The sequence below is a fragment of the Pseudomonas syringae genome (assembly GCF_023278085.1).
In the GTDB taxonomy this organism is placed as follows: domain Bacteria; phylum Pseudomonadota; class Gammaproteobacteria; order Pseudomonadales; family Pseudomonadaceae; genus Aquipseudomonas; species Aquipseudomonas syringae_Q.
The window spans coordinates 2,696,462-2,721,494 of sequence record NZ_CP066265.1 but is presented as its reverse complement, the minus strand read 5'-3'; the positions used below and the strand labels follow the sequence as shown (position 1 = coordinate 2,721,494).

At 59.9% G+C, this 25,033-nt stretch carries 25 protein-coding genes; 19 read left to right on the top strand and 6 right to left on the bottom strand.

Annotated elements, in window-relative coordinates:
* Nucleotides 1-162 precede the first annotated feature (162 nt).
* From I9H07_RS12030 to I9H07_RS12020, 3 genes are all read left to right on the top strand, one after another.
* The gene (locus I9H07_RS12030; RefSeq protein ID WP_236533923.1) at nt 163-1,347 is read left to right on the top strand and encodes a major royal jelly family protein; all 1,185 of its coding nucleotides are present in this window, start codon (nt 163-165) and stop codon (nt 1,345-1,347) included.
* 26 nt (nt 1,348-1,373) lie between these two features.
* Complete coding sequence (locus tag I9H07_RS12025) at nt 1,374-1,682, top strand: putative quinol monooxygenase (protein ID WP_236425391.1); 309 nt, start codon at nt 1,374-1,376, stop codon at nt 1,680-1,682.
* A gap of 68 nt (nt 1,683-1,750) precedes the next feature.
* The gene (locus I9H07_RS12020; protein ID WP_236425392.1) at nt 1,751-2,308 is read left to right on the top strand and encodes a hypothetical protein; all 558 of its coding nucleotides are present in this window, start codon (nt 1,751-1,753) and stop codon (nt 2,306-2,308) included.
* A gap of 51 nt (nt 2,309-2,359) precedes the next feature.
* On the opposite strand, the gene I9H07_RS12015 is transcribed toward I9H07_RS12020, so the two are convergent.
* The 3 genes from I9H07_RS12015 to I9H07_RS12005 form a co-directional block, all read right to left on the bottom strand.
* Nucleotides 2,360-3,691: an OprD family porin gene (locus I9H07_RS12015; RefSeq protein WP_236425393.1), complete on the bottom strand. Its 1,332-nt coding sequence runs from the start codon at nt 3,689-3,691 to the stop codon at nt 2,360-2,362.
* 67 nt (nt 3,692-3,758) lie between these two features.
* Nucleotides 3,759-5,315: an MFS transporter gene (locus tag I9H07_RS12010; protein WP_236425394.1), complete on the bottom strand. Its 1,557-nt coding sequence runs from the start codon at nt 5,313-5,315 to the stop codon at nt 3,759-3,761.
* A 10-nt stretch (nt 5,316-5,325) separates the two neighbouring features.
* Nucleotides 5,326-6,534, bottom strand: coding sequence for an aspartate transaminase (locus I9H07_RS12005; RefSeq protein ID WP_024674396.1), 1,209 nt, complete (start codon nt 6,532-6,534; stop codon nt 5,326-5,328).
* A gap of 278 nt (nt 6,535-6,812) precedes the next feature.
* Here I9H07_RS12005 and nac point away from each other — a divergent pair, with 278 nt between their 5' ends.
* From nac to I9H07_RS11945, 12 genes are all read left to right on the top strand, one after another.
* Nucleotides 6,813-7,724 carry a nitrogen assimilation transcriptional regulator NAC gene (gene nac, locus I9H07_RS12000; protein WP_236425395.1) on the top strand — a complete coding sequence of 304 codons (912 nt, stop codon included), beginning with the start codon at nt 6,813-6,815 and terminating at the stop codon, nt 7,722-7,724.
* Between the two features lie 117 nt (nt 7,725-7,841).
* Nucleotides 7,842-8,282: an acetyl-CoA carboxylase biotin carboxyl carrier protein gene (locus I9H07_RS11995; protein ID WP_058823453.1), complete on the top strand. Its 441-nt coding sequence runs from the start codon at nt 7,842-7,844 to the stop codon at nt 8,280-8,282.
* A 40-nt stretch (nt 8,283-8,322) separates the two neighbouring features.
* Nucleotides 8,323-9,675 carry an acetyl-CoA carboxylase biotin carboxylase subunit gene (accC, locus tag I9H07_RS11990; RefSeq protein ID WP_236425396.1) on the top strand — a complete coding sequence of 451 codons (1,353 nt, stop codon included), beginning with the start codon at nt 8,323-8,325 and terminating at the stop codon, nt 9,673-9,675.
* Nucleotides 9,672-10,337 carry a 5-oxoprolinase subunit PxpB gene (pxpB, locus tag I9H07_RS11985; protein ID WP_058823451.1) on the top strand — a complete coding sequence of 222 codons (666 nt, stop codon included), beginning with the start codon at nt 9,672-9,674 and terminating at the stop codon, nt 10,335-10,337. Before accC ends, pxpB begins: the two co-directional genes overlap by 4 nt.
* The gene (locus I9H07_RS11980) at nt 10,334-11,305 is read left to right on the top strand and encodes a biotin-dependent carboxyltransferase family protein (protein WP_058823450.1); all 972 of its coding nucleotides are present in this window, start codon (nt 10,334-10,336) and stop codon (nt 11,303-11,305) included. The genes pxpB and I9H07_RS11980 overlap by 4 nt, the downstream gene beginning before the upstream one ends.
* Complete coding sequence (locus I9H07_RS11975; protein ID WP_236425397.1) at nt 11,305-11,712, top strand: biotin/lipoyl-containing protein; 408 nt, start codon at nt 11,305-11,307, stop codon at nt 11,710-11,712. Before I9H07_RS11980 ends, I9H07_RS11975 begins: the two co-directional genes overlap by 1 nt.
* 4 nt (nt 11,713-11,716) lie before the next feature.
* Nucleotides 11,717-12,487, top strand: a complete 771-nt coding sequence (locus I9H07_RS11970; RefSeq protein WP_236425398.1) for a 5-oxoprolinase subunit PxpA — start codon at nt 11,717-11,719, stop codon at nt 12,485-12,487.
* A 127-nt stretch (nt 12,488-12,614) separates the two neighbouring features.
* Nucleotides 12,615-13,367 (top strand): SDR family oxidoreductase, encoded by a 753-nt coding sequence (locus I9H07_RS11965; RefSeq protein WP_058393044.1) that lies wholly within the window; start codon nt 12,615-12,617, stop codon nt 13,365-13,367.
* A 106-nt stretch (nt 13,368-13,473) separates the two neighbouring features.
* Nucleotides 13,474-14,175 carry an amino acid ABC transporter permease gene (locus I9H07_RS11960; protein ID WP_024674405.1) on the top strand — a complete coding sequence of 234 codons (702 nt, stop codon included), beginning with the start codon at nt 13,474-13,476 and terminating at the stop codon, nt 14,173-14,175.
* Nucleotides 14,176-14,181: 6 nt separating this feature from the next.
* Nucleotides 14,182-14,922 (top strand): amino acid ABC transporter permease, encoded by a 741-nt coding sequence (locus I9H07_RS11955; protein ID WP_024674406.1) that lies wholly within the window; start codon nt 14,182-14,184, stop codon nt 14,920-14,922.
* A 19-nt stretch (nt 14,923-14,941) separates the two neighbouring features.
* Nucleotides 14,942-15,670 carry an amino acid ABC transporter ATP-binding protein gene (locus I9H07_RS11950; protein WP_236425222.1) on the top strand — a complete coding sequence of 243 codons (729 nt, stop codon included), beginning with the start codon at nt 14,942-14,944 and terminating at the stop codon, nt 15,668-15,670.
* A gap of 52 nt (nt 15,671-15,722) precedes the next feature.
* A complete protein-coding gene (locus I9H07_RS11945; RefSeq protein WP_024674408.1) occupies nt 15,723-16,556 on the top strand; it encodes an ABC transporter substrate-binding protein in 834 nt (277 codons plus the stop codon).
* Between the two features lie 69 nt (nt 16,557-16,625).
* Here the strand turns inward: I9H07_RS11945 and I9H07_RS11940 are convergent, their stop codons facing one another.
* A complete protein-coding gene (locus tag I9H07_RS11940) occupies nt 16,626-17,900 on the bottom strand; it encodes a glucarate dehydratase family protein (RefSeq protein WP_058393048.1) in 1,275 nt (424 codons plus the stop codon).
* 18 nt (nt 17,901-17,918) lie between these two features.
* Nucleotides 17,919-19,262 carry an MFS transporter gene (locus I9H07_RS11935; protein WP_024674410.1) on the bottom strand — a complete coding sequence of 448 codons (1,344 nt, stop codon included), beginning with the start codon at nt 19,260-19,262 and terminating at the stop codon, nt 17,919-17,921.
* Between the two features lie 139 nt (nt 19,263-19,401).
* Here I9H07_RS11935 and I9H07_RS11930 point away from each other — a divergent pair, with 139 nt between their 5' ends.
* From I9H07_RS11930 to I9H07_RS11915, 4 genes are all read left to right on the top strand, one after another.
* The gene (locus I9H07_RS11930) at nt 19,402-20,301 is read left to right on the top strand and encodes a LysR substrate-binding domain-containing protein (protein WP_236425208.1); all 900 of its coding nucleotides are present in this window, start codon (nt 19,402-19,404) and stop codon (nt 20,299-20,301) included.
* A 138-nt stretch (nt 20,302-20,439) separates the two neighbouring features.
* Entirely contained in the window at nt 20,440-21,132 is a 693-nt protein-coding gene (locus I9H07_RS11925) for an ATPase (protein ID WP_236425209.1), read from the top strand.
* A 191-nt stretch (nt 21,133-21,323) separates the two neighbouring features.
* Nucleotides 21,324-23,294, top strand: a complete 1,971-nt coding sequence (locus tag I9H07_RS11920) for a putative bifunctional diguanylate cyclase/phosphodiesterase (RefSeq protein WP_236425210.1) — start codon at nt 21,324-21,326, stop codon at nt 23,292-23,294.
* A gap of 75 nt (nt 23,295-23,369) precedes the next feature.
* The gene (locus I9H07_RS11915; protein WP_024674414.1) at nt 23,370-24,080 is read left to right on the top strand and encodes a GntR family transcriptional regulator; all 711 of its coding nucleotides are present in this window, start codon (nt 23,370-23,372) and stop codon (nt 24,078-24,080) included.
* Here the strand turns inward: I9H07_RS11915 and I9H07_RS11910 are convergent, their stop codons facing one another.
* The gene (locus I9H07_RS11910) at nt 24,081-25,031 is read right to left on the bottom strand and encodes a PDR/VanB family oxidoreductase (RefSeq protein ID WP_236425211.1); all 951 of its coding nucleotides are present in this window, start codon (nt 25,029-25,031) and stop codon (nt 24,081-24,083) included.
* Nucleotides 25,032-25,033 lie beyond the last annotated feature (2 nt).

Below are 25,033 nucleotides of genomic sequence, written 5' to 3'. Positions count from 1 at the left end.
GTGCGTTCCCCGTGTTTTTCTTTGTACCCTGAAAGACCAAACTGCTCACCATCTTGTCTACCCCACACCCTTGAGCAGCGTGTCTTGATGAAAGTCATCACACGTCGTGCGCATCAACCTTGATACCGATGGGCCACCCGGCTGGCCCGTCAGGAGAGCAGCATGCATCGAAAAACCATGGCCGCAGCACTTGCCATCATGTCGGCAGCCAGTCTCACAACCTCTTTGGCCTATGGCATGACCACTACCGAGTTGCCTGCCGGCGCGCCGGCCGACAAACCTATAGGCAAGCTTGAACAGGTCCATGCCTTCTACGACGCAATGCCTACCGGCGTAACAGTCTCCGAAACCGGGCGAATCTTCGTCAATTTCCCTCGCTGGGGTGACAAGGTGCCTTTCACGGTCGGTGAGATCCGGAACGGCAAGGTGGTGGCTTATCCGGATCTTGCGGTCAACCGGGAAAATCCGAAGGATCCTGGCGACGGGTTGATCAGCGTGCAAAGTGTGGTTGCCGACGGCAAGGGACGCGTCTGGCTTCTGGACACTGCAGCACCGGAGTTTGCCTCGCCACGTCCACGGGGCGTCAAGCTGGTTGCGGTCGACCTGGCCAGCCACAAGATCGTCAAGCGGCTGGTATTCCCGGATAACGTCATATTGCCCGGCACCTATGTCAACGACATGCGCTTCGACTTCCGCAAAGGCACGGAGGGGACGGTGTATGTCACCGACTCGTCGGTGAGCGGTCCGGGCGCGATCATTGTCATGGATATAGCCAGTGGGCAAGCGGTGCGGCGCTTGAGCGGGGCGAAGGCAACGTCCGCAGACCCTGATTTCGTGCCGGTAGTGGAGGGCGTGCAGGTGCTTGGCCAAGGGCCGGACGGGAAGCGCAAGCCTGTCACCGTCGCGTCCGATGGCATTGCGCTGTCGGCAGATGGCAAGACGCTGTATTTCTCGCCATTGTCCAGCCGTCATCTTTATTCGGTCGCGACCGACCTGTTGAACGACAGCCAGGTGACTGAGCCGCAACTGGCCGCAGCGGTCAAGGATCTGGGTGAAAAGGGCGCTTCCGATGGTCTGGAATCTGATGCAGACGGTGCCGTATACGCGGGTGACTACGAGCACAATGCAATTCGCAAGCTTCTGCCGAGCGGTGTCTGGCAGACCGTCGCGCACGATCCGCGCATGTTGTGGCCTGACACCTTGTCAATTGGCCCTGATGGCTACCTGTATTTCATCGTCAACCAGTTGCACCGCCAGGCAGGCTTCAACGCCGGGCAGGACAAACGGGAAAAACCTTACAGCCTGCTGCGTGTGAAAGTCGGCGCTGCGCCTGCACCTACGCATTGATTGAATTGAACAGTGGAGAATGGACAGTGAGTGCACAGACAAAGCAAGTAGTCTTGATCGCGGTACTGAAAGCCAAAGCAGGTAAAGAATCGGCATTGAAAGACGCGTTATCGGCACTGGTGTCGCCAACCCGAACAGAGCCGGGGAATATCGAGTACGTATTATTCGAAAAGCGCGATGAGCCGGGAACGTTCTACATGCGTGAATGTTTCAAGGACCAGGCGGCTCTTGATGCGCATGTTGCTACGTCACACTATCAACAGTTTGCCGCCGCCAGCGGCGAGTTGTTTGCAGAAGCGCCGCAACTGATATTCCTCGATCCGGTATCGAACTGAGTCGGTGTCAGGGCCCGGTACATCCGAGCCCTGACACCAGAAGGAATGCCTGGAACACCGTTAAACGTATGATGGGCAACATCTTTCAAGAGATATGTATCATTGCCGATACACTTTTCAATCCGTACTTGAGAGACGCTCACATGCTGACTATCAACACAAAGACTTTGAGTGGCAGTGAGCTTTCATTGCTCAAGGATGCTGCCAAAGCAGAGTCCGCAGATCAGGCGAGCGCGGCATCGACGGGCTCGGCAACGGCGGCGGCTCCAGCGAGCGTTAAAGTTTCTCTGTCGAGTGCAGGCATCACCAAAGCTGCGGCTGACAGCGATCCAAACCGCGATATCAAAGAGAGCGATCTGCCGGGTAACGTCAAGGACACGTTGATCCGGATTCGCGAGTTGAAGCAGCAGATCGCTGAAAAAATGGCTGAACTGCAGGCAGTGATGGCCGATGGTAGCCTGTCTCCGCAAGCCAGACAGGTTAAGGCTGGTTCACTGCAAACGGCCCTTGCCGGGCTGAATGCCGGGCTCATGACCGCCAATGCGGCGCTGGAGAAAGCGTCAAACAATGGCAGCATGTCAGACACTCAGGCAAAACAGGCTGCGGTAATGTCGATGAAGAGCTGAACAGCCTGCATCAGGCAGCAGACACGTTTTGTATCTGCTGCCCAGCCTGCTTCAGAAAATATTGATCGGGTAACTCACGATAATCCGATGCTCATCGGAATCACGCTGGCTGGCGAACTCGGTGCGCAGTTGCGCGTGGCGCAGGGCAACGCTGAGGTTTTTCGCCGGGCCGGACTGCACCACGTAACTCAGGGTCACGTTGCGCTCCCATTCCTTCTTGTCGCCGTCGGAGGTCTGGATATTCGAGCCGCTTTCATACATCGCCAGGAAGTTGAGACCCGGTACGCCCAGTCTGGCGAAGTCATAGCCATAGCGAACCTGCCAGGTGCGTTCTCCGGCGCGCTGGAATTTGCCGATCATTGATTCGGTCATGAAGTAGGCCGTTGATCCATCACCCTGATTCAGCCAGACAGCGTCACTGTCGCCGGTCACTGCCTGATAACCGGCAGCCAAGGTGTGGCCGTCGATTAGATAGGTGAACTGCGCGCTGGACAGGCGGCTGTCGACTTCACCTTTGGTCACACCATTACCGTAATAGCCCACGGTGTAGAACGATGGATCGTGGCCGTTGGCGCCGTCCGAGCGGTTGTCGAAGTGGCGCAGGTCGGTGCGCAACGTGCCGGGACCGAGTTGCATGTCGTATTTCAGGCCCAGAAAGTTCTGCTTATAGAAGTTCTCCAGGTTGCCGTAGTAATACTGCAAGGTCAGGTCTTTGGTCGGTTTGTAATCGACGCCCGCGTAATAGAACGTGTTGACGAACTCACCGGTCAGCGGGTTGTTTGCGCCAGGAATCGACATGCCCATCTGATTGGTCGAACCGCGGCCCATGACATGTTCCAGCTGACCCGCGGTGAACGTGAAGTCCTTCACGTCGCCAGACTGAATCTGCCCGCCACGAAAGGTTTGTTGCAGCATACGGTCGGTGGACATCACCACCGGCAACATGGGCACCAGCGTCCCGTACTTCAGCTCGGTTTTGGAGACGCGTGCCTTGAGTGTTGCGCCCAGGCTGCTGAACTCGTCGACTGCGCGGCCATCGCTGTCAGTCGGGAAAATGTTGCCATTGAACGCGGTACTTTGCGGGTTGTAATGGCGGCCTTTGCCCGAGTCCAGGCGGATGCCCAACTGGCCGAGCGCGTCGACGCCGAAGCCGACGGTGCCCGGTGTGTAGCCGGACTGGTAGTTGAGCATGAAGCCCTGTCCCCATTCCTGGGTGTAGTTGGGATCGGCTGCGCCGCTGCGATTGTCTGCATTGCTGAAGAAGTTGCGCGCCAGAATACTGGCCTTGCTGTCTTCCAGAAAGCCTTCGCCGTAGCTCTGTTGCGCGATCAGCAGGCCACAAAAGCCCGCAACGAAAGTGGTGGCGCGATTGATACGCTCCATCGGGTTCATCCTCATGCTGTAGTTAAGTGTTGTGAGAGGCAGAGTCAGACGGCAGTCAGGTTTCTTGTTATTTGTCAGGCAGGTGTTGTTCAACAGGATGGGGTGCAGCGGTTGACGCCTGATACAGCGTGACGCGAGGCAACCGGTAAAGCGTGAACAACGCCACGACGCCAAGCCCGGCGCAGAGCAACAGCGCGGTGCCGACTGCGTGAGCGAGGGCGGTGCGGGCCAACAGCAAGGTGGCATCGTTACTCACAGGCAGGTGCTGCAACAGCACCTGAGGGTCAACCAGGTGCGGCATGGCCTGTAGCTGGCCCGCCGAGGCCAGGGCACTGTGCAGGTTGGCCAGGTACAGCCATTTGACCAGCACGCCGATGGCCGCCGTGCCGAGCAATCCGCCGACCAGTCGTAAAGATTGGGTCAGCGCCGTGGCGATGCCGAGGTACTGGCGCTCGGCAAGGGTCTGGGTGAACACGGTAAGATTGAGCAGAATGAAGCCCAGCCCCAGGCCCGCCAGCAGAATGAGCAACAACAGGGTCGAGAAACCGGCCTGCAGTCCGACCATCGCCAGTGCCGCGCAGGCAATGGACAGGGCGATGAAACCGGCGGTCGGCAGCAGATTTGGATTGCTCAGCCGCGTCATGATCCGGCTATTGACGATCGCGCCCAGGGTGATACTCAGGGCCAGCGGTGTCAGCAGCAGGCCAGCGTCTTGCGGCGAGTAGCCGTAACTGCCCTGCAACAACAGTGGCAGGTAGAACAGCAAGGTAAACATGATCGCGCCGGCCAGCAGCGACGTGATGAACAGCAGGCGGATGCTGCGGTTGGCAAACAGCCCGGCGGGCAGCAACGCAAACGCGCAACGGCGTTCCTGGAACCAGAGGCCCGTCAAGGCGATAACCGTGACCGCGCCGCACAGCAGGCTGATTGCCAAGGGACGCTGACCGAGCCATTCGACGAACAGTTGCAGGCTGCCCAGGCTCAGGACGATCAATACCGCACCGATCCAGTCCAGACGGATCGGCCCCGCAGGCTGCGGGCGATACCACGGCAGAAAACGCCAGGCAAAGAACAGGGCGATCATGCCCAATGGCAGATTCAGCCAGAACACCGAGCGCCAGCCAAACTCGCCTGTCAGATAACCGCCCAGCCCCGGGCCGATGGCATTGACCACGCTGAACATGGCGCTGAGCAGCACCTGCCAGCGCAGCCGCTGACGGGTGTCGGGAAACAGTTCCGGCACGCAGGCGAACGCCGTACCGATCAGCATTCCGCCACCAATGCCTTGCATGGCGCGGCCGATCACCAGCGTCAGCATGCTGTCTGCCAGCGCGCAGACCAGCGAGGCCAGGGTAAATATCACTGTGGCTGCAAGCACGAAGGGTTTGCGCCCATAGAAGTCGCCCAGCCGGCCGAAGATCGGGATGGTCACAATGGAGGCCAGCAGATAACCGGTAGCGACCCAGGCGTACAGCTCGAAACCGTTGAGTTCCGAGACGATGCTGGGCAGCGCGTTGCCGATCACGGTCTGGTCGAGTGCCGAGAGCATCAGCACCAGTGAAATGCCGAGCATGGCCAGCAGGGCCTGTTTGAAGGTCAGGGCTGGATGGCTCGGCGTCGTCATGTGAATGCGCTCAGCGCAACGCAGCGACAGCGGTCGCAATGCGCGCACAGCCGCTTTCAAGGGTCTCGATGGCGGTCGCGGTCGACATTCTGAAAAACGGCGCCAGGCCATACGCGGTGCCCGCTACAACGGCGACGCCCTGACTTTCCAGCAGGTACAGGACCACGTCGGTGTCGGCCTCCAGCAATGCGCCCGATGGCGTGCGCTTGCCGATCAGCGCGCCGCAATTGACGTACAGATAGAACGCGCCTTCCGGCTTGATGCAGCTCAGGCCGTCAATCGCATTGATCAGCGCCAGGCAGCGATCGCGACGCTGCTTGTAGACCTTGACGCTTTCGTCGACAAATGACTGATCACCGTTGAGTGCTGCCACTGCAGCGGCCTGGCTCACGGAGCAGGCGTTGCTGGTGGATTGCGATTGCAGGGTTGCCATCGCACTGATGATATCTGCGGGGCCAGCAGCGTAGCCGATACGCCAGCCGGTCATGGCGTAGGTCTTGGAGACGCCGTTGATGATCAGCACGCGTTCGCGCAACGCGGGCTCGACAGTGAGCAGGTGGCTGAGCGGTGTGTCGTCGTAGCGGATGTGCTCGTAGATGTCATCGGTCATGACCAGCACGTCCGGGTAGTCGAGCAGTACGTCGGCCAGCGCGCGCCATTCGGCTGCGCTGTAGGTCGCGCCGGTCGGGTTGCTCGGCGAGTTGAGCAGCAGCCAGCGGGTGCGCGGAGTGATCGCATTGCGCAGTTGCGCGGCAGTCAGCTTGAACTGGTTTTCTTCCGGGCATGCCAGGGTGACAGGGCGACCGTCGCACGCCAGCACCATGTCCGGGTACGACACCCAGTAAGGCGCAGGAATCAGTACTTCATCGTCGACACCCAATGTCGCCGCGAAAGCATTGAAGATGGCAGCCTTCGCACCGCTGGTGACCACGATCTGGCCGGGCGCGTAGGTCAGGCCGTTTTCGCGCTGCAGTTTGGCTGCAATAGCCTCGCGCAGCGCTGCGGTGCCAGCGTTGAGTGTGTAGCGCGTTTCACCGTTCTCGATGGCGGCGCAAGCTGCCTGACGAATGTGCGCAGGCGTGTCGAAGTCCGGCTCGCCGACCACCAGATTGATGATCGACTTGCCAGCGCGCCGCAGTTCATTGGCCCGGTCGGCAGCAGCACTGCTTGGCGATGGTTTGATGCGGAGCACGCGGGCAGCGATGCGAGATGCGGTCACGTTGGCATTCCTCGTTGATGGCCTTGACGAGGAATACGTTACGAGCCTGCGACGGGCAGCCCATAAGACGAGTTTGTTCTGGGTTGATAGGCAGTGCTTATGACCGGAGATGAAGCAGCCTCGCACCAAAATCGAGCGGTCCAATGGTTGCGGGGGGTAACACGGTAATCGCATGCTGGTGACATAACCATTGCTTATGACCGGGTTCGCCGCACTTTCCACAGAGCTGGCCTGTGTCTTGCTGAGACAGCGGAGTCGTGACCTTGGAGCGCAACACCTTGAACCTTCGCCGTTTGAAATATTTCGTGAAAATCGTCGACATCGGCAGCCTGACCCAGGCCGCCGATGTGCTGCACATCGCTCAGCCTGCGTTGAGTCAGCAACTGGTGACCCTGGAAGCAGAGCTGCAGCAACAATTGCTGATCCGCACCAAGCGCGGCGTGACCCCGACCGAAGCGGGGAAGGTGCTGTACGGTCACGCTCAGGTCATTCTGCGTCAGTGCGAGCAGGCGCAAAGCGACGTCAACGCCAGCGGGCTCGCGCTGTCAGGCCCGGTATCGGTCGGACTGGCGCCGGGCACAGCTGCGTCGACGCTGTCGCTGCCGCTGCTCAAACGGGTGCGCGAGCGGCATCCGGGCATTCTGCTGTACCTCAATGAAAACTTCGGCACCACCCTCAGTGAACTGATCATGAACGGGCGTATGGACATGGCAGTACTTTATGGGGGGCGCGAAGTACACGGCCTGAGCTTTGTGCCATTGATACGCGAGCAGCTGTATCTGGTCAGCGCAGAAGACATGCTTCAGGGATGCGAGGAAATCCCGCTGGCCGAGTTGGCCGACATCGATTTGCTGCTGCCGCGCACCTATAACACCATCCGCCGTCTGGTGGACGAGGCATTCCTGCGCATCGAACGCAGTGCCCGGGTGGTGGCGGAAATCGAATCATCGACGACCCTGGCGGCAGCGGTGGCTGACCGTTTCGGTTCAACCATTCTTCCCGAATCCGCCGCGCGGGTTCTCGCCGACACCCATGCGGTCCACCTGAGCCGCATTATCGAGCCCGAGATCGAAGCACCTCTGGCGCTGTGCCTTTCAGGTCACTTGCCACTGTCCGTCCCCGCGCAAGCGGTCAAGGCGATCCTGCTGGAACTGGTCGCTGAAATGCGTGGCAATCGGCGCAGCCAATGACCTGAGCGGGTCATAAGGGGGGCTTATCACCCCACAGCCAAACCGTCTTGGCGGTCAAAAACCGCGCTCGTTACATTGCCCTCAGCCACATTTCTTTTGCCAGGCAAGGGCCGTTGCATGAAGCCGGAACGTATCAAAGCACTTATCGACCTGATGGCTGAATCGGATCTCAGCGAGCTCAGCCTTTGCGAGGGTGACACGCAGCTACGTTTGCTGCGCGAGCACGCTCAAGTTGCCAGTCACGCCGCTCCCGTTGTTTCGCTCCCGGTCGTCACACCTGCAGCCAAGGCCACTGCTGCTTCGCAACCACCAGCCGCTAAGCCCGCCGGGCAGGCTTGCGCTTCGCTGTACGGGGTGTTGCACCTGACTCCGGCACCGGATCAGCCGCCTTTCGTTGCCGTTGGCACGCAGGTCGAAGTGGGCCAGACCCTGGCGGTGGTTGAAGCGATGAAGATGTTTCACCCGGTCAAGGCTGAAATGGCGGGGGTTGTGAGCGCCATTCTGGTTGCCAACGGCGAAGAAGTTCAGGCCGGTCAGGCGCTGTTCACTATCGGTTGAACGGCTTGCGCTGCCATCCTGGGTTCTAGAGGGGTTTTTGATGTTCGATACAGTCTTGATCGCCAATCGCGGTGAAATAGCCTTGCGTATACAGCGCGCCTGCAAGGGCCTCGGGCTGAAGACGGTTGCGGTTTATTCAGAAGCGGATCGCGACGCCAGTTACGTGCAGCAGGCCGACGATGCACTGTGCATCGGACCTGCGGCGCCGGGGCAGAGCTATCTGAATCAGGCGGCGGTGCTGTACGCCGCACAGTTGACCGGCGCTCAGGCGATCCACCCCGGTTATGGTTTTCTGTCCGAAAATGCGGCGTTCGCCGAGCGCATCGAGCAGGCTGGTCTGACCTTCATCGGCCCCAGCGCCGCGTGTATTCGGGTGATGGGCGACAAGGTCGCGGCCAAACGGGCGATGCGTGAGGCTGGCGTGCCGTGTGTTCCGGGCCCGGACAGCAGCATGCCCGCCGACCCGCAAAGCATTCTGGCGATTGCCCGCGACATCGGTTACCCGGTCATCGTCAAAGCCGCAGGCGGTGGCGGAGGACGTGGCATGCGCGTGGTTCATGAAGAATCTCAGCTGCTCGATGCCATCGCGCTGACCAGCGAGGAAGCACGCCGTGCGTTTGGCAATCCTGAGTTGTATATCGAGAAATTTCTCGGCCAGCCGCGCCACGTCGAGATTCAGGTGTTGTGCGATGCGTATGGCAACGCGGTCTGGCTCGGCTCGCGAGACTGCTCGATGCAGCGCCGTCATCAGAAAGTGCTGGAAGAGGCGCCGGCACCTGGCATCGACGCGGCCTTGATGAGCCGGGTAGGCGAGCGTTGTGCCCAGGCATGCCGACAGATCGGTTATCAGGGCGTAGGCACGTTCGAATTCCTTTTCGAGCACGGCGAGTTTTACTTCATCGAAATGAATACCCGCTTGCAGGTCGAGCACCCCGTTACCGAAATGACCTCCGGTATCGACATCGTCCAGCAGCAGATTCGCATGGCGATGGGCGAGCGCCTGAGCTTCAGTCAGGCCGACGTCAGCGTATCCGGCCATTCACTGGAATGCCGAATCAACGCCGAAGACCCGCGCAGCTTCATGCCGACGCCGGGGCAGGTGACCCGCTGGCAGATCCCCGGTGGCTTCGGTGTGCGGGTTGACTCGCATGTCAGCCACGGTTACCGCGTCCCGCCTTATTACGATTCGATGGTGGCGAAAGTGATTACTCATGGCGCCAGCCGTGATGAAGCGTTGGCGCGTATGCGCCTGGCGCTGAGTGAAATGCACGTCGAGGGTATCTCCACCAATATCGCATTGCATCGCGACATTCTGCAGGACCCGGTGTTCTGCAAGGGCGGTATGGATATTCACCACCTGGAGCGCTGGTTGCAGACAAGGAGCCACCCATGACCGTATTGCAGTCACCGCCACGAATCACCTTGCTCGGCACCACCGCCTTGCTGTTCGAAGCACCCGGCGAGCTGGATCTGGCGCCGCAACAACGCATCTGGGCGTTGGCGAGCATGAGCAAGGACTGGCCCCAGGTGCGTGAAGCCGTGCCGGGCATGAACAATCTGATGCTGACCTTCGAGACCCCGCCACGGGATCTGAACGGGCTGCACACCCGTTTGCTGGAAGCCTGGGAGCAATGCCAGCCGTTACCGTTGCAGGGCCGGATCATCGAGTTGCCGGTGGTCTACGGCGGTGACGGCGGCCCGCACATGGTCGATGTCATCGCCCATACCGGCCTGGACATCGAGACCATCGCCAACCTGCATTGCGAGCCGCTGTACCCGGTTTACGCCTTGGGCAGCCACCCCGGTTATTGCTATCTGGGCGGTATGGACCCGCGTCTGGCAACCCCTCGACGCAAGGTGCCGGTGCTCGACATCGGTGCCGGGTCGGTGTCCATCGGCGGCATCCAGACCGGTATTTCTGCCTCGGCAGGCCCCAGTGGCTGGAACACGATAGGGCGCACGGACATGGTGTTCTTTGACGCTGGGCAGCACCCGCCGGCGCTTTTGCAACCCGGCGATCAACTGCGCTTGCGCATCGAGAGGATCATTCGATGATCGAAGTTATCAGCGCCACCGCGCTGGCCACCGTTCAGGATCTGGGCCGACATGGCAGCCTGGGCTATGGCGTCGGCACCTCGGGTGCCATGGATACGTTATCGCTACGCCTGGGCAATCTGTTGCTGGGCAATGAAGAGGACGCGGCGGGAATTGAAATACCGCTGTTCCCGTTCGAAGTGCGTTTTGTTGAAGACTGTACGTTTGCGATTACCGGTGCTGCCTGCGCGGCGCGGCTGGATGGCCAACGGCTGCCGGGCAACTGGGTTGCCCATGCCCGCAAGGATCAGGTGTTGAAGCTGAGTTACCCGACCACCGGCAGTCGCGCCTATCTGTGCCTCGCCGGGGGCATTGATGTGCCCATGGTACTGGGCTCGCGCAGCACTCAGTTGCGGGGTGAATTCGGCGGTTGGCAGGGCCGCGCCTTGCAGCAAGGGGATCTGATTCCTGCGGGTGCCGCCCATGAACCGCGCCTTGGTGACTTTGGCGTGGAATCGGCTGTGACGGCGCTGCCATTGATGCTTGACGGTCTGCACGCCATACGGGTGCTGCCCGCGGCCGAGTTCGACTGTTTCAGCGTCGAGGCTCAGGAAACATTTTTTGCCGGTGAATGGAAAATCACCACGCAAAGCAACCGTTACGGTTATCGCATGGAAGGCACGCCGCTGCTGGCGCGGGAGGCGCTGGAAATCCGCTCTCACGGCATCGTACCCGGCGTGATTCAGGTGCCCCATGGCGGGCAGCCGATCGTGCAAATGCGCGACGCACAACCCAGCGGCGGCTATCCCAAGTTTGCGACGGTTATCGAAGCGGACCTGTGGCGCCTCGGCCAGGCCCCCATCGGCAGCAAGGTGCGCTTCGTGCAATGCAGCTATGAAGAGGCCGTCGAGGCACTGGACACCAATCACGCCTTCATCGAAGACGCCCGGCGCCTGCTTGCGCTGCGCGGCCTGCAAGGACACAGCTGATGGACATCAATGACATTCGCCAGCTGGCAGGCTGGATTCGTGACGCGGGCCTGACGGTGCTGGAGCTGAAACGGCCAGGGTTCGAGTTGTTGATCCGGCGCGGTGTGTGCCCGGATGCAAGCAGGTGCGGACCTGATGTGCGGGTCGCAGTCGAGCAGGCTCCGACCGTTGCTCGGGTAATCGCTGCCGACAATCCCGGCGTATTTGTAGCCAGTCATCCTGACGAAAAAAGCAGCTACGTGAAGCCGGGCGATGCCGTTGTTGTCGGGCAGTTGCTCGGGCTGTTGCGCATCGGCCTGCTGTATCTGCCGGTGCGTAGCGATAAGGCAGGGCGCGTGGTGCGTTTCCTGGCTGCTGAACATGAGCGAGTCGGTTATGGCCAGCCGCTGATTGAACTGGAGGAATGACGCAATGCGTATCGATCTGAATGCTGATCTGGGCGAGGGCTTCGGGCCCTGGACCATGGGCGAGGACGAGGCGTTGATGCAATTGATCTCCTCGGCCAACGTAGCCTGTGGTTTTCATGCCGGTGATCCGTTGATCATGGACAGCACGGTGCGTCGCGCCAAGGCGCTGGGTATCGATCTCGGCGCACATGTCGGCTTTCCTGATCTGCAGGGTTTCGGCCGCCGCAGAATGAACATCGAGCTCAAGGAGTTGTGCGCCATGGTGGTGTATCAACTTGGCGCGCTGGCGGGCCTTGCAGCCGCTGCCGGTTACCGCGTCACGCACATGAGTTTTCACGGTGCGCTGGGCAATATGGCTGCGGCCGATGCCGAACTGGCCGGGCCGTTGGTAAAAGCGGTCGCCGGTTTTGACCCGCAGATGATCATCAGCTCATCCAGCAGCATCGCCATCGAGCAGGCCGCCGCGGCCTGCAACCTGAGGGTGGCGACGACCTTTCTGGCCGACCGCGCCTACGACGAGCACTGCCTGCTGGTGCCGCGCGGTATTGCCGGTGCGGTGGTCAAGGACCCGGAGCAGGTCCGGGCCAGGGTCGCACAATTGCTGCAGGACGGCACCGTCACGACCCTCAGCGGCAAGCGCGTGGCGGTCAATGCCCAATCAATCTTGCTGCATGGCGACACGCCGGGCGCCGTGGAGCTTGCGCGCAGCATCCGGCAAAGCATCGAAGGGCAGGGCGGCGTCATTACCCCCGTTTCACAGCTGCTCGGGTCATAAGTGCAGCTTATCGCCACACAACCATTGCGTCTTGGTCGCTGCCCATGACGCTGGTTAAAGTCCAGTACAAGGCGATCGGCGTTGAACGATGCGCGACCGATCGAAGCTTATTCAAGGAAACCTCCCTATGCCTTTTTCCGATTACAAAACCGCGCTGGTCACCGGCGCTTCCTCCGGCATTGGTGAAGCGGTCGTCGAACGCCTGTGTGCCGAAGGCCTGCAGGTTCACGCTTTGGCGCGCAGTGCGGACAAGCTGGCGGCGCTGGCTGAGCGCACTGGCTGCATTGCCCACGCCATCGATGTGACGGATCTGGCCGGTCTGACGGCCTTGTTTCAGGCGCAGCAGTTCGATGTCGTGGTCAACAATGCCGGGGTCGACCGGCCCGGCTCGCTGCTCAAGGCCGACGCTGAAGGCATCGACTTGCTGATTGATGTGAACCTGCGCGCCGTGCTGCAGATCGCCAGGCTTTCGTTGCCGGGCATGGTCGAGCGTGACTGCGGGCACATCATCAACATCAGCTCGATTGCCGCCGCCTACAACTTCGGCGGCAACTCCACCTACCACGCCACCAAGGCTGCGGTAAGCATGCTGTCCCGTCAGTTGCGCATCGATGCCTTCGGCAAGCGCGTGCGCGTCACTGAAATCTGCCCCGGTCGCGTGGCGACAGATATTTTTGCCCATGTACACGGCGACTCCGAAGAAGTACGCCAGCGCTTCATCGAGGGCTACGAGCTGCCGGTGGCCAAGGACATTGCCGACGCCATCGCCTATGTGATCGCCGCGCCCATCGCCGTCAACATCGGCCATATGGAAATCACCCCGACGCTTCAGGTGCCGGGCGGGCTCTCGACTGCGCGCCCACAGGACTATGAAGGCTGAGGCGAGCAGCCCCGGTCACGAGAGCGGCTTGAGCCGCCACGTCATACCCGCGCCGATCCAGTCGGCGCCTTGCTTCTGCCCTGACTGAATGTCTATGGGAACAACCATGACCAGTAAATTCGATCTTTCAGCGATCCTGCAAGGCGAGTACGCCGAGCTGATCGTCAAGGGCATAGAAACGACCCTGCAACTGGCATTTTTCGCCTGGTGCCTGGCCATGGCGATTGCCTTGCTGTTGGTGTCGGTTCGCCTGACCGGCAACCGATATGCCGAGCGTCTGGTCGCTGCCTACGTGTCCTACCACCGCAATGTGCCAACGCTGGTGCAATTGATGCTCTGGTACTTCGGTATCCCGACGCTGCTGTCCGAGAGCACGCAGATCTGGCTGTCCAACTACAGCACCGAGTACCTGTTCTCGGTGATCGCGCTGGGGCTGTGCCAGGCCGCCTATTTCAGTGAAGACATCCGCAGCGGCCTGCGCGCCATTCCGGCCGGGCAGGTCGAAGCTTCGCGTGCGCTGGGCCTGGGTTACGTGCGTTCGATGCGTTACGTGATCCTGCCGCAGGGCGTTCGCAACTGCCTGCCTTCGTTGATCAATCACACGGTCTTGCTGTTCAAGAACACCAGCCTGGTCATGGCCATCGGCGTAGTCGAGCTCACTTATGCCACCCGCGAGGTCGAGAACTACACCTTCCGTACCTTCGAGGCGTACCTGGTCGCAACCGTGGTCTATCTGGCCATTTCACTGCTGTTGATGGGCCTGGGGGCGTTGCTGGCCCGGCATTTCAGCAAAGCCATGGCGAGGTAGGCGACGATGTTCGATGTATTCACGATTGTTCGCGATAACTGGACCCTGCTGCTGGTCGGCCAATACCCGCACGGCCCTATGGGCGGGCTGGTGTCGACGCTGGTTCTGGCGGCATTGGCGCTGTTGCTGGCGTTCCCGCTCGGGTTGTTGCTGTCACTGGCGCGGGTTTCGCCGTGGCGCTGGCTGCGCTATCCGGCGACGGTCTGGGTTTACGTGATGCGCGGTATTCCGTTGCTGATGGTGATTTTCTGGACCTATTTTCTGGTCCCTTTGCTGATCGGCCATAACATCACCGGCTTTACCACCATGCTCTGCACACTGGTGGTGTATCAGAGTGCGTACCTGTGCGAAATCATTCGCGGAGCCATTCAGGCTTTGCCGACCGGTCAGTACGAAGCGTCCCGCGCACTGGGCATGGGCTACATGCGCACCACGGTCTGGGTGATCCTGCCGCAGGCGCTGTACAACGCCTTGCCGAGCCTGATCAGCCAGTTCATTTCGATCATCAAGGAAACCTCATTGGGCTATGTCATTAACGTCCAGGAAGTGACCTTTGCCGCCAATCAGATCAACAACCAGCTGCTGACCAAGCCGTTTCAGGTGTTCTTCATTCTGGCGGTCACCTATTACGTGCTGTGCTACGGCCTGACCCGTCTGGCCGGGAGTGTCGAGCAGCGAATTGCCCGCAAGCGGGAGGGCAGCGCTGCGCCTGCACCTGCTGCCCGGCCTTTGACCACCGATAAATGAGGGTTGCCCCATGCATCCAATGATCATGTTTTCCAGGATCAACAAATGGTATGGCGAGTACCAGGCCCTGACCGAGATCACTGCCGAAGTACAGCGCGGCGAAGTGGTGGTGCTGTGCGGACCCTCGGGTTCCGGAAAATCGACACTGATCCGCACCGTCAACCGCCTGGAAGACGTTCAACAGGGGCAGATCCTGTTTGACGGCCACGACGTGAACGGCACCGACGCGAACGTCAATCGACTGCGCAGTCGCGTGGGCTTCGTGTTCCAGAGCTTCAACCTGTTTCCGCACCTGTCGGTGCTCGACAACATCATCCTGACTCCGACCAAGGTGCGCGGTCTCAAAAGCAGCGAAGCACGAGCAAGGGCCATGGAATTGCTGGACAGAGTAGGCCTGGCCCACAAGGCCGGCGCCTACCCGGCGCAGTTATCCGGTGGTCAGCAGCAGCGCGTGGCGATTGCCCGCGCGCTGGCTATGGAGCCGCCAGTGATGCTGTTCCATGAACCCACCAGCGCCCTTGACCCGGAAATGGTCGGGGAAGTGCTCAGCGTGATGAAAGGCCTGGCCAAAGAAGGCATGACCATGATGTGCGTCACCCATGAGATGAACTTCGCCCGCGAGGTGGCCGACACCATCTGGTTCATGGACGCAGGGCAGATCCTCGAAAAATCCAGCCCTGAAGCGTTCTTTCAGCAACCGAGCCACCCCCGCGCACAGCGCTTCATTTCCGACCTGCGCAGCCATTGAGCACAGGCACTGACTTAACCGAATCACTCAATCAGTTTTCAGGAGTCTCACCATGCGTATGAAGTCTTTGCTGGCTGCACTGGCGTTGTCGCCACTGGCTGTTGCCGTTGCCCACGCGGATCAGCTCAGCGATGTGATGAGCAAAAAGAGCCTGAGTTGCGGCGTGTATGCCGACGTGCCGCCGTTTTCGGCACCGGACCCGAAAACCCGTGAGCTGGTGGGCATGGATGTCGACCTGTGCAAAGCCTTGGCCAGGCACATGGGTGTCGAGCTGGAGCTTAAGCCATTGTCGGTCGAAGCGCGTATTCCGGAAGTGAAAATGGGCCGTGTGGACGTGATTTTCGCCAACCTGGCCTACACCAGGAGCCGCGCCGATCAGATCCAGTTCAGTGACCCGTACTACATTGCCAAGGAAACGCTGGTGGTGCGCGCCGCCAACGCTGATCAGCCAAAGTCGTTCTTCAAGGGCAAGCGCATCAGTTCGACCAAAGGCTCTACTTCGGAGCAGTCGATCCGTCTGGCTGACGCAACACCAGTGACTTTCCAGGACACCGGTTCCGCGTACATGGCGTTGCAGCAAAACAAGGTCGTGGGTCTGGTCACCAACACCATGACCGCGATCAAACTGGTCGGGCAGGCCAAGGCCAGCGGTGTAGAGCTGGCAATCGCCAAGGAGCCCATGGCGCTGGAGCCTATCGGCGCAGGCATGCGTCAGGGCGAGCCGGCATTTCTGGCCAAGGTCAATGAATCGCTGTACGCGATGGAGGCGGCAGGCGAAATCGATGCGATCTGGGCAAACTGGATCGGCCCGAACACCGAATACAAGATGACCCGTGAAGACAAGGTGCAAAGCCTCACCGACTTGAAGTTTGATCCCTTGCCTTGATCACAGCGCAGCTTGCGTGATGCTGGACGGGCTGTGTTGCCGTCCAGCGTATCTCCTCGCGGCAGATGCTCAATACCTCGGCTTTACCGCCTTCCAGTCCGGCTGGTACTTCTGCATCTGCTTCACATCATCGCGCTGACGAATGCCGCAGCTGTGGTACTGGTCATTGAGCTTGCCCAACTGGTCGTAATCCAGCTCAAGGCCCAGGCCGGGAGCGCGGGTGATGCTGACGCACCCGTCGACAATCGGCAGTTTGCCGCCTTTGATGACTTCCTCGTCCGGTTCCTGCCATGGGTAGTGCGTGTCGCAGGCGTAATCCAGATTGGGTACTGAGGCTGCCACGTGGGCCATGGCCATGAGGCTGATGCCCAGGTGCGAATTAGAGTGCATCGAGACGCCGAGGCCAAAGGTGTCGCACATTTTCGCCAGCGTCTGGGTGTCGCGCAGGCCGCCCCAGTAATGGTGGTCGGCGAGCACGATCTGCACGCTGTCGAGGGACACGCTACGGCGGAATTCGTCGAAATCGGTGACCACCATGTTGGTCGCCAGCGGCAGGCCGGTGCGCTTGTGCAGTTCGGACATGCCGTCCAGGCCTGGGGTCGGATCTTCGTAGTATTGCAAATCATCACCCAGCAGTTCCGCCATGCGAATCGAGGTTTCCAGCGACCAGTTGCCGTTGGGATCGATGCGCAGCGGATAGCCGGGAAAGGCCTTTTTCAACGCCTTGATGCACGACACTTCGTGTTCCGGTCGCAGTGCGCCGGCCTTGAGTTTGATGCTCTTGAAACCGTAGGTCTCGATCATGCGCCGGGCCTGCGCGACGATCTGTTCCTCGTTCAGCGCTTCGCCCCAGCTGTCCGGCTTGTAGGGCGCATCGGCGTGCTGCGCATACTTGAAGAACAGGTAGGCGCTGAAAGGGATCTGTTCGCGAACTGCACCACCCAGCAGGTCCACCAACGGCAGGTTCATGGAGCGTGCCTGCACGTCCAGAAACGCGACCTCGAACGCCGAGTAGGCATTGCTCACCGCTTTGCTGGCATGCGAGCCTGGCGCCAGTTCGGCACCGGCCAGGCTGGCCGGTTTGTGGGCCGCAACGGTGGCCTGCACGATGCTGCGCAACTGGTTGAGGTTAAAGGGGTCAAGGCCGAGCAACTGGTTCTGCACCTGTTGCTGAATCGCCAGTGCAGGTGCATCGCCGTAGCTTTCACCGAGGCCGATGTAGCCATTGTCGGTCTCTACCTCGATGATCGAGCGCAGAGCAAAGGGTTCGTGGATACCGCTGGCGTTGAGCAGCGGCGGGTCGCGAAAGGCGATAGGGGTCACGGTCACACGTGTGATTTTCAAAGGGCGTCTCCCGGGGAGTCAGGGCTTGAGGCTGGAAGGGGTAGCGAGCGGGGCGGCAGTGTGCGGCCCGGTCAACCCGGCTTTCGGCGGGTGGCGCGTGTCACCTCGCGGGGTGGTACGTGCAAAGAAGATCACCACGGCAGCCAGCAGCGAAGTGGCGGCCAGTCCATACAGCCCGCCCTCAATGGAGCCAGTGGTCTGCTCCAGAAAGCCGAAGGTCGTGGGCGCGACGAAGCCGCCGAGGTTGCCGATGGAATTGATCAGCGCGATGACCGCCGCGGCGATGCGCGCATCCAGGTAGCCCTGCGGGATCGGCCAGAACAGCGCCGATGCAGCCTTGAAGCCAATCGCAGCGAAACAGATGGCAACAAACGCGAAGACAGGCCCGCCAATGGTGGACATGAACATGCCGAGCGAAGCGATCACCAGCGTGATGGCGACCCATGCCTGTTGGTGCTTGAAGCGTGCGGCGAGGGCGGCAAAGCCGTACATGGCGACAATCGAGATGATCCACGGCACCGAATTGAACAGCCCAACCTCGAAGTCGCTGAAACTGCCCATCTTGCGGATCATGCTCGGCAGCCAGAACGTGGCGCCGTAAATGGTCAGGGCTATCGAAAAATAGATGAAGCAGAACAGCATGATTTGGCGGTCCGCCAGCAACCTGAACAGGGTCGGCCGCACAGTCTGCGTGGCTTCGCGCAGCCGTTGTTCTTCGGCAATGGCGCTGGTCAGCGCGGTTTTTTCTTCATCGCTGAGCCAGGTCGCTTCGTGGGGGTGTGACTGCAACCAGAACCAGACAAAGCCGCACAGCACGATGGAGGCGAAGCCTTCGATCAGGAACATCCATTGCCAGCCGTGCAGGTTCAACCCTTCCACGCCCAGCAGCGCGCCCGATACCGGCCCGGAGATCACCGAAGCGATCGCAGAACCGCTGAGAAACAGCGCCATGGCCTTGCCGCGATCAGCCGAAGGAAGCCACTGCGTGAAGTAATAAATAATGCCTGGAAAGAAGCCTGCTTCAGCTGCACCCAGGATAAAGCGCAGTACATAGAAGCTGGTTTCGCCCTGCACGAAGGCCATCGCCATGGCCGCTGCGCCCCAGGTAAACATGATGCGGGTCAGCCAGGCGCGGGCGCCATAACGTTGCAGCAGCATGTTGGACGGCACTTCAAACAGCGCGTAACCGACAAAGAACAAGCCTGCGCCCAGCCCATAGGCCGCAGCACCAATGCCCAGATCGGTTTCCAGATGACTGCGTACAAAACCGATGTTGACCCGGTCGATATAGTTAACGATGAACATCACCACGAACAGCGGCAGCACGTGGCGTTTCACCTTGGACGCGGCACGGGCTAACACCGTGGCGTCCGTAGCGTGAGGGACGGTATTCAAGAGGCGACTCCCATTCATTGTTTTTTTGGGGATGAGCCGATCATGGACTCACTGATTATTCCCGTCTAATCTAGTTACTGACTTGATTGATACCCGGAATGAATCAATGTTTGAGCTTTCCCAGCTGCGCTGCTTCACGACGGTGGCCACCGAGCTTAATTTTCGGCGCGCCGCCGAACGCCTCAATATGACTCAGCCACCCCTTAGCCGACAGATTCAGTTACTGGAACACAATCTGGGCGTTGAGCTGTTCACCCGCAGTACCCGGAGTGTCGCCTTGACTGCCGCAGGCCGGGCCTTTTTCATTGAGGCGCAGACCTTGCTGGAGCGCGCGCAGCAAGCGGCGATGTCGGCGCGGCGCTTTGCAGAGGGCGATATCGGTTCGGTGACGATCAGCTTTGTCGGCAGTGCGGTGTATGAATTTCTGCCCAGGGTGATCGCCGAAGCGCGGCTCAAACAGCCGCAGGTGAAGATTTCCCTGACTGAAATGAATACCTATCAGCAGCATGAAGCGCTCAGGGCCCGACGCATTGATCTGGGTATTGTGCGTGCGCCGCTGTTTCAACCGGGTTACGAGAGCGAGTGCCTGGTGCGCGAGCCGTTTGTGCTGGCGGTGCCGGGGAATCATCCGTTGGCCCGTGCACAGTCGGTCAGGGTTGAAGACCTCGATGGCGCGCCGTTTTTGATGTATTCGCATTCGGCCTACCCACCGTTCAACGAACTGCTGACCGGTATGTTTCGTTCCGCACGAGTGGCACCGGAGTATGTCCAATGGCTGGGATCGTCACTGACTATTCTGGCGCTGGTCAACGCCGGGATGGGGCTGGCTCTGGTTCCGCGTTGCGCGACCAATGTGGTGTTCAAGGATGTAGTGTTCCAGGACATCGATCTGGGCGAAGGCGTGCAGAGCGAGTTGCATCTGGCCTGGCGCTCGGACAATGACAACCCGGCCTGCAGGATGCTGCTTGAAGCGATCCGCGCAGCGGTCAGGGCGGATGAAAGGTGACGCGAAAAGCCTTGCACCTTACGGGCGTCAACTATCATTGGTTAAGTCGATAGTCATCATCAAGCAAGGCAAGTTTTGTTTTTCCGGCAAAGGAGGAGGATGGCGTCATAGCCACTTGCTCCAAAGGGAGACGATGTGATGAGAATGTTCAATCTGTTGACGCTTGCTGCCGTGCTAGCCACTGGTTTTGCGGTCAGTGCGCCAGTCAATGCTGCAGTTTCTCCTGCATTTGTCTCCGCCGGACAGTCTTGCCACCTCACGCCGGTGGTCGACAGCGCTGCCAGTCTTCAGCACAGTCAGTCAGTGGGCGTGCTGTACAGCGAGAGCACTGTCAGCAACCTGCAATACCTGAACAACTACCACTCGGTCGCGCTCAAAAGCGGCCAGAACGGCGCACTCGATTCGCGCATTCGTAACGCGTTCATCAACAGCTCTGACCCGAAACTGGCCACCGACTGGCTGATTGGCTCATTGCAGAAGCAGTTCGCCACCGTAACCGTCTACGACAATCTGGATGCGTTGATGCAGGCGCGTCCTGACGTCATTGTGATGCTCGACACTTACAACCGTCTGGTGAGCAAACGCAACAGTCAGGTTGAAGCGCGCTTCATGGCTCGTTTCTACGACAACAACCTGCACTACATTGGCAAGGCGGAAGGTGAAGTGGTGCGGGAAATGACCTCTGTCTGGGTGCAGGGCAAGGCTGCCCCGGAAATCGCCGCGCAGATCGACCAGCAGCGCGAGTTTCAGGTGAACGCCCTGAAACAGTTCGATGCCTCGCTCAAAGCATTGGTGGTGCAGGCAGATCGTGACCAGGTCGCGGCTAACTAGGTTGTCTGCTTGAGCCTGCAAGCCATTTTCATACTGCAGCACGCGGAACGAAAGGTGTCCGCGCGCCTTGTTCATCTCATCAAAACGATGCACGGCTGCTTTTCGCTGTAAAGAATAAGCCACACCTGCCGAGAGCATGATGAGCGGCATTCCACTTGCGCGCTTTGAATGTGGTAACGAGAAGCCTTGCGATGCCGAGAAAACGATTGGGTGCCTTGCGCATCCTGATGTCTGTACACCACGATAATCCCAGGCTTTTGCAGGCCCAGTATGTTGCGTTGTCCCGTCAACTGCCGTTGATGTACTTCGTGCTGTTGGTCAATACCTGGGCGTTGGCTTACACCCATTTATTGATCGCACCCAAGTGGCTGACCCTGTTGGCTCCCGCTCTGCTGACGGTTATTTGCGGCATTCGTGCGCGCAAATGGTTGCTGACGGTCAACAAACCAACGCCGTCGCCGCAGGTCATCCTCAAGACATTGCGCGGCACCAATGGCCTGGCTGGCGTTATCGCCGCCGGTTTTGCAGCCTGGTCACTGTCGCTTTACCCCTATGGAGATGCTTACGCGCAGGCGCATGTCGCATTTTTCATGGGTATCACCGTTATCGTATGTATCTTCTGCATGATGCACCTGCGGCCTGCTGCGTTGACCACAGCACTGGTCGTCAATACGGCGTTCGTGATCTTTTTTGCTTCTACCCATAACCTGACGTTTATCGCCACTGCCGTAAACATCGTGCTGGTGTCGATCAGCATGTTGATCATTCTTCAGTATCAGTACCGCGATTTCACCAGTCTGGTGAACGTTCAGGTCAAGACCGAACAGCTGGGCAACGAGAACCTGCGACTGGCTAACCAGGACAGCCTGACCGGCCTGCCTAACCGCCGGCAGTTTTTTCAGACACTGGATACGGCGATGCAGCAAGCCATGCATCAGCAGACAGGGCTGGCGGTGGGCGTTCTGGATCTGGACGGATTCAAGCCGGTCAATGACCTTTACGGGCATCGCACTGGCGACCGGTTATTGATACTGGTGGCTGAGCGCCTGATGACGGCGTCGAGCGATACGGTGCATGTATCGCGTCTGGGCGGTGACGAGTTTGCACTGGTCATCAAAGGCGATGTCAGCAATGAAGCGCTGGTGGCATTCGGCAAGCGTCTGTGCGATCTCATGCATGAAAGTTTTGAACTGTCGGATATGCCGATCCAGATTGGCGCGACGCTCGGGATGGCAACCTTTCCCGGCACTGCCGATAATGCGACGCAACTGTTCGAATACGCTGACTACGCGCTGTATCAGGGCAAGAACCACAATCCCGGAACAGCCTGTCTGTTCTCTGTTGCTCACCGTGAACAGCTGCATGCTGACGGTATCACTGAGCAGGCACTGCGACGGGCCAATCTCGACAGTGAGTTCCATGTGCTGTTTCAGCCGATTATCGAAAGCTGCTCCCGTGAAACGGTAGCCTTCGAAGCCCTGGCGCGCTGGAACAGCCCGGAACTGGGGCCGGTATCGCCTGCGCAGTTCATTCCGATCGCCGAACGTATTGGCATGATCAACAAACTCACTGCGCCTTTGCTGACTCATGCGTTGCAAAAAGCACTGTTCTGGCCAGCGCCGATCAGGTTGTCGTTCAATCTGTCGGCGCATGACTGCGCGACCTGCGAAAGCGTCAATCAGATCGTCGGGATCATCGAAACCAGCGGTTTTGATGCCTCGCGGCTGGATCTGGAGATTACTGAAACGGCCATCATGCAGGACATCGCTCAGGTACAGCAGGCGATTACCCAGTTCCGTCAACTTGGTTGCGGTATTTCGCTGGATGATTTCGGCACCGGCTATTCGAGCCTCAGCCAGTTGCACGCGCTGGCCCTGACCAAGCTCAAGATCGACCGCAGTTTCGTGACAGGCGTGCACAACAACCCGGCCAGCTACAAGATTGTCAAATCGCTGGTCGCGCTGAGTCTGGACATGTCTTTGGGCTGCGTGATCGAAGGCGTCGAAACGCAGGACGAGCTGAACGCATTGACTTCTCTGGGGTGCACCATGGTGCAGGGCTTCTTTTACAGCCCGCCGATCAGTTTTGAAGAGACCCTGACCTGGCTCGACACGCCAGATGGCGAGCGCACATTCGGTGGCGCCGCCTCCTGCCGGATCTGATTTGGCACGCTTGTCGCCGTTACCCGCGTGCGCGTGGGTTAAGATGCGTCCTTCGATGCTCTGGGAATCCCTTTCATGACCAAGCCCGGACAAACCGTTCTGGTCGCGCTGCGCAAGATGATTGCATCTGGCGAGCTGGCGGCTGGGGAACGATTGATGGAAGTGCCGACTGCCGAGCTGTTTGGCGTCTCGCGCATGCCGGTGCGCATCGCGTTTCGCACGCTTGAACAGGAAGGGCTGCTGGTGCCGTCTGGCGGCCGTGGCTTTCAGGTGCGCTCGATCAGTGCGCAGGAAATCGCCGGGGCAGTGGACGTTCGCGGCGTGCTGGAAGGCCTGGCAGCGCGGCAGATGGCCGAGCGCGGGGTGACGCCGCAGGCGAGGGCCGAGCTTGAAAAGTGCTTGGTGCAAGGCGATGAGTTGTTCGACAAGGGCCATGTCACTGAAGACGACCTTGAGCTCTATCACGACATGAACATGCGCTTGCACCGGATCATCGTCGACGGCAGCGGCAACCGGGCAATCGCCGATGCACTGGCCCGTAATGATCATCTGCCCTTTGCTTCGGTCACCGCGCTGGCGGTGGACCGTAACAATCTGATTCGTGAGTACCGTCGGTTCAATTTCGCGCACATGCAGCATCATGCGGTGGTCGATGCCCTGATCAATGGCGAAGGCGCGCGTGCCGAAGCGATCATGCGTGAGCATGCCAACGCCACGCTGCGCTACGCCGAGATTTTCGGTACCGGCCTGCATGAGCGCATCAAGGTCATCCAGCGCGCAGACTGATCAGATGTCGAGCACCAGCAAGGGCGTCTTCGAGCGCGAGCAGCAGGGCGTGAACTGATCGTTGAGCGCCTGTTCTTCTTCAGTCAGAAACAGGTCGCGGTGATCAGGAACGCCTTTCAAGACGCGTGTCAGGCATGTCCCGCAGACACCTTGCTCGCACGACAGCGGGATATCGATACCCTGGCTTTCCAGCACCTGAGCGACGGTCTTGTTGGCCGGGATGGCGATCACCTGTCCGGTGCTGGCTATTTCGATGGAAAAGCTACCGTCAGCGCGGGTGTCGATTGGCTCTGCGGCAAAATATTCGCGATGCAGATGGTCTTCAGACCAGCCTGCAGTGCGCGCGGTGTCGAGGATGTGCTGCATGAAGCCGCCCGGCCCGCAGACATACAGATGGGTGTCCGGTGCGGGGGCGGCGAGCACGTGCAGGGCATTCAGCGCGGTTTCCGGCTGCTCATCCAGGTGCAGCGTTACCCGGTCGGCGAAGGCTGATTGCTGCAGACGTTGAATGAACGCCCCTCGTTCGGCAGAGCGGACGCAGTAATGCAGCTCGAAATCGGCGTGATCCTGTGCGAGCTGTTCAGCCATGCACAGGATGGGCGTGATGCCGATACCACCTGCGAACAGCAAGCTGCGACGTGCGCTCTGAGCGAGCGGGAACAGGTTGCGCGGTTCGCTGATGCGCAACTGCGCACCCGGGTGGATCTGCTGGTGCAGGCGCCTGGACCCTCCACGTGAAGCCGGGTCGTTGAGGACGCCGATCAGATAGCGGTGGCGCTCGTGGGGCGGGTTGCACAGCGAGTATTGGCGGATCAGCCCGTCAGGCAGGTGTACGTCGATATGGGCGCCGGCGGTGAAGGGCGGCAGTGGTTCACCGCTGGACTGCACCAGCTCGTAGCTGCAGATATCCAGCGCTTCGTCGTTGCGCGATGACACAGTCACGTCAATCATGA

Bases quoted from the DNA above. Each gene is read 5' to 3' on its own strand.
- I9H07_RS12030 (WP_236533923.1), top strand. From the start codon at position 163: ATGCATCGAAAAACCATGGCCGCAGCACTTGCCATCATGTCGGCAGCC.
- I9H07_RS11950 (WP_236425222.1), top strand. From the start codon at position 14,942: ATGATCATGTTTTCCAGGATCAACAAATGGTATGGCGAGTACCAGGCC.
- I9H07_RS11955 (WP_024674406.1), top strand. From the start codon at position 14,182: ATGTTCGATGTATTCACGATTGTTCGCGATAACTGGACCCTGCTGCTG.
- I9H07_RS11945 (WP_024674408.1), top strand. From the start codon at position 15,723: ATGCGTATGAAGTCTTTGCTGGCTGCACTGGCGTTGTCGCCACTGGCT.
- I9H07_RS11980 (WP_058823450.1), top strand. From the start codon at position 10,334: ATGATCGAAGTTATCAGCGCCACCGCGCTGGCCACCGTTCAGGATCTG.
- I9H07_RS11920 (WP_236425210.1), top strand. From the start codon at position 21,324: ATGCCGAGAAAACGATTGGGTGCCTTGCGCATCCTGATGTCTGTACAC.
- I9H07_RS11995 (WP_058823453.1), top strand. From the start codon at position 7,842: ATGAAGCCGGAACGTATCAAAGCACTTATCGACCTGATGGCTGAATCG.
- I9H07_RS12010 (WP_236425394.1), bottom strand. From the start codon at position 5,315: ATGACGACGCCGAGCCATCCAGCCCTGACCTTCAAACAGGCCCTGCTG.
- I9H07_RS11965 (WP_058393044.1), top strand. From the start codon at position 12,615: ATGCCTTTTTCCGATTACAAAACCGCGCTGGTCACCGGCGCTTCCTCC.
- I9H07_RS11915 (WP_024674414.1), top strand. From the start codon at position 23,370: ATGACCAAGCCCGGACAAACCGTTCTGGTCGCGCTGCGCAAGATGATT.
- I9H07_RS11960 (WP_024674405.1), top strand. From the start codon at position 13,474: ATGACCAGTAAATTCGATCTTTCAGCGATCCTGCAAGGCGAGTACGCC.
- I9H07_RS11975 (WP_236425397.1), top strand. From the start codon at position 11,305: ATGGACATCAATGACATTCGCCAGCTGGCAGGCTGGATTCGTGACGCG.
- I9H07_RS11925 (WP_236425209.1), top strand. From the start codon at position 20,440: ATGAGAATGTTCAATCTGTTGACGCTTGCTGCCGTGCTAGCCACTGGT.
- pxpB (WP_058823451.1), top strand. From the start codon at position 9,672: ATGACCGTATTGCAGTCACCGCCACGAATCACCTTGCTCGGCACCACC.
- I9H07_RS11910 (WP_236425211.1), bottom strand. From the start codon at position 25,031: ATGATTGACGTGACTGTGTCATCGCGCAACGACGAAGCGCTGGATATC.
- accC (WP_236425396.1), top strand. From the start codon at position 8,323: ATGTTCGATACAGTCTTGATCGCCAATCGCGGTGAAATAGCCTTGCGT.
- I9H07_RS12015 (WP_236425393.1), bottom strand. From the start codon at position 3,691: ATGGAGCGTATCAATCGCGCCACCACTTTCGTTGCGGGCTTTTGTGGC.
- I9H07_RS11970 (WP_236425398.1), top strand. From the start codon at position 11,717: ATGCGTATCGATCTGAATGCTGATCTGGGCGAGGGCTTCGGGCCCTGG.
- I9H07_RS12020 (WP_236425392.1), top strand. From the start codon at position 1,751: ATGATGGGCAACATCTTTCAAGAGATATGTATCATTGCCGATACACTT.
- I9H07_RS11930 (WP_236425208.1), top strand. From the start codon at position 19,402: ATGTTTGAGCTTTCCCAGCTGCGCTGCTTCACGACGGTGGCCACCGAG.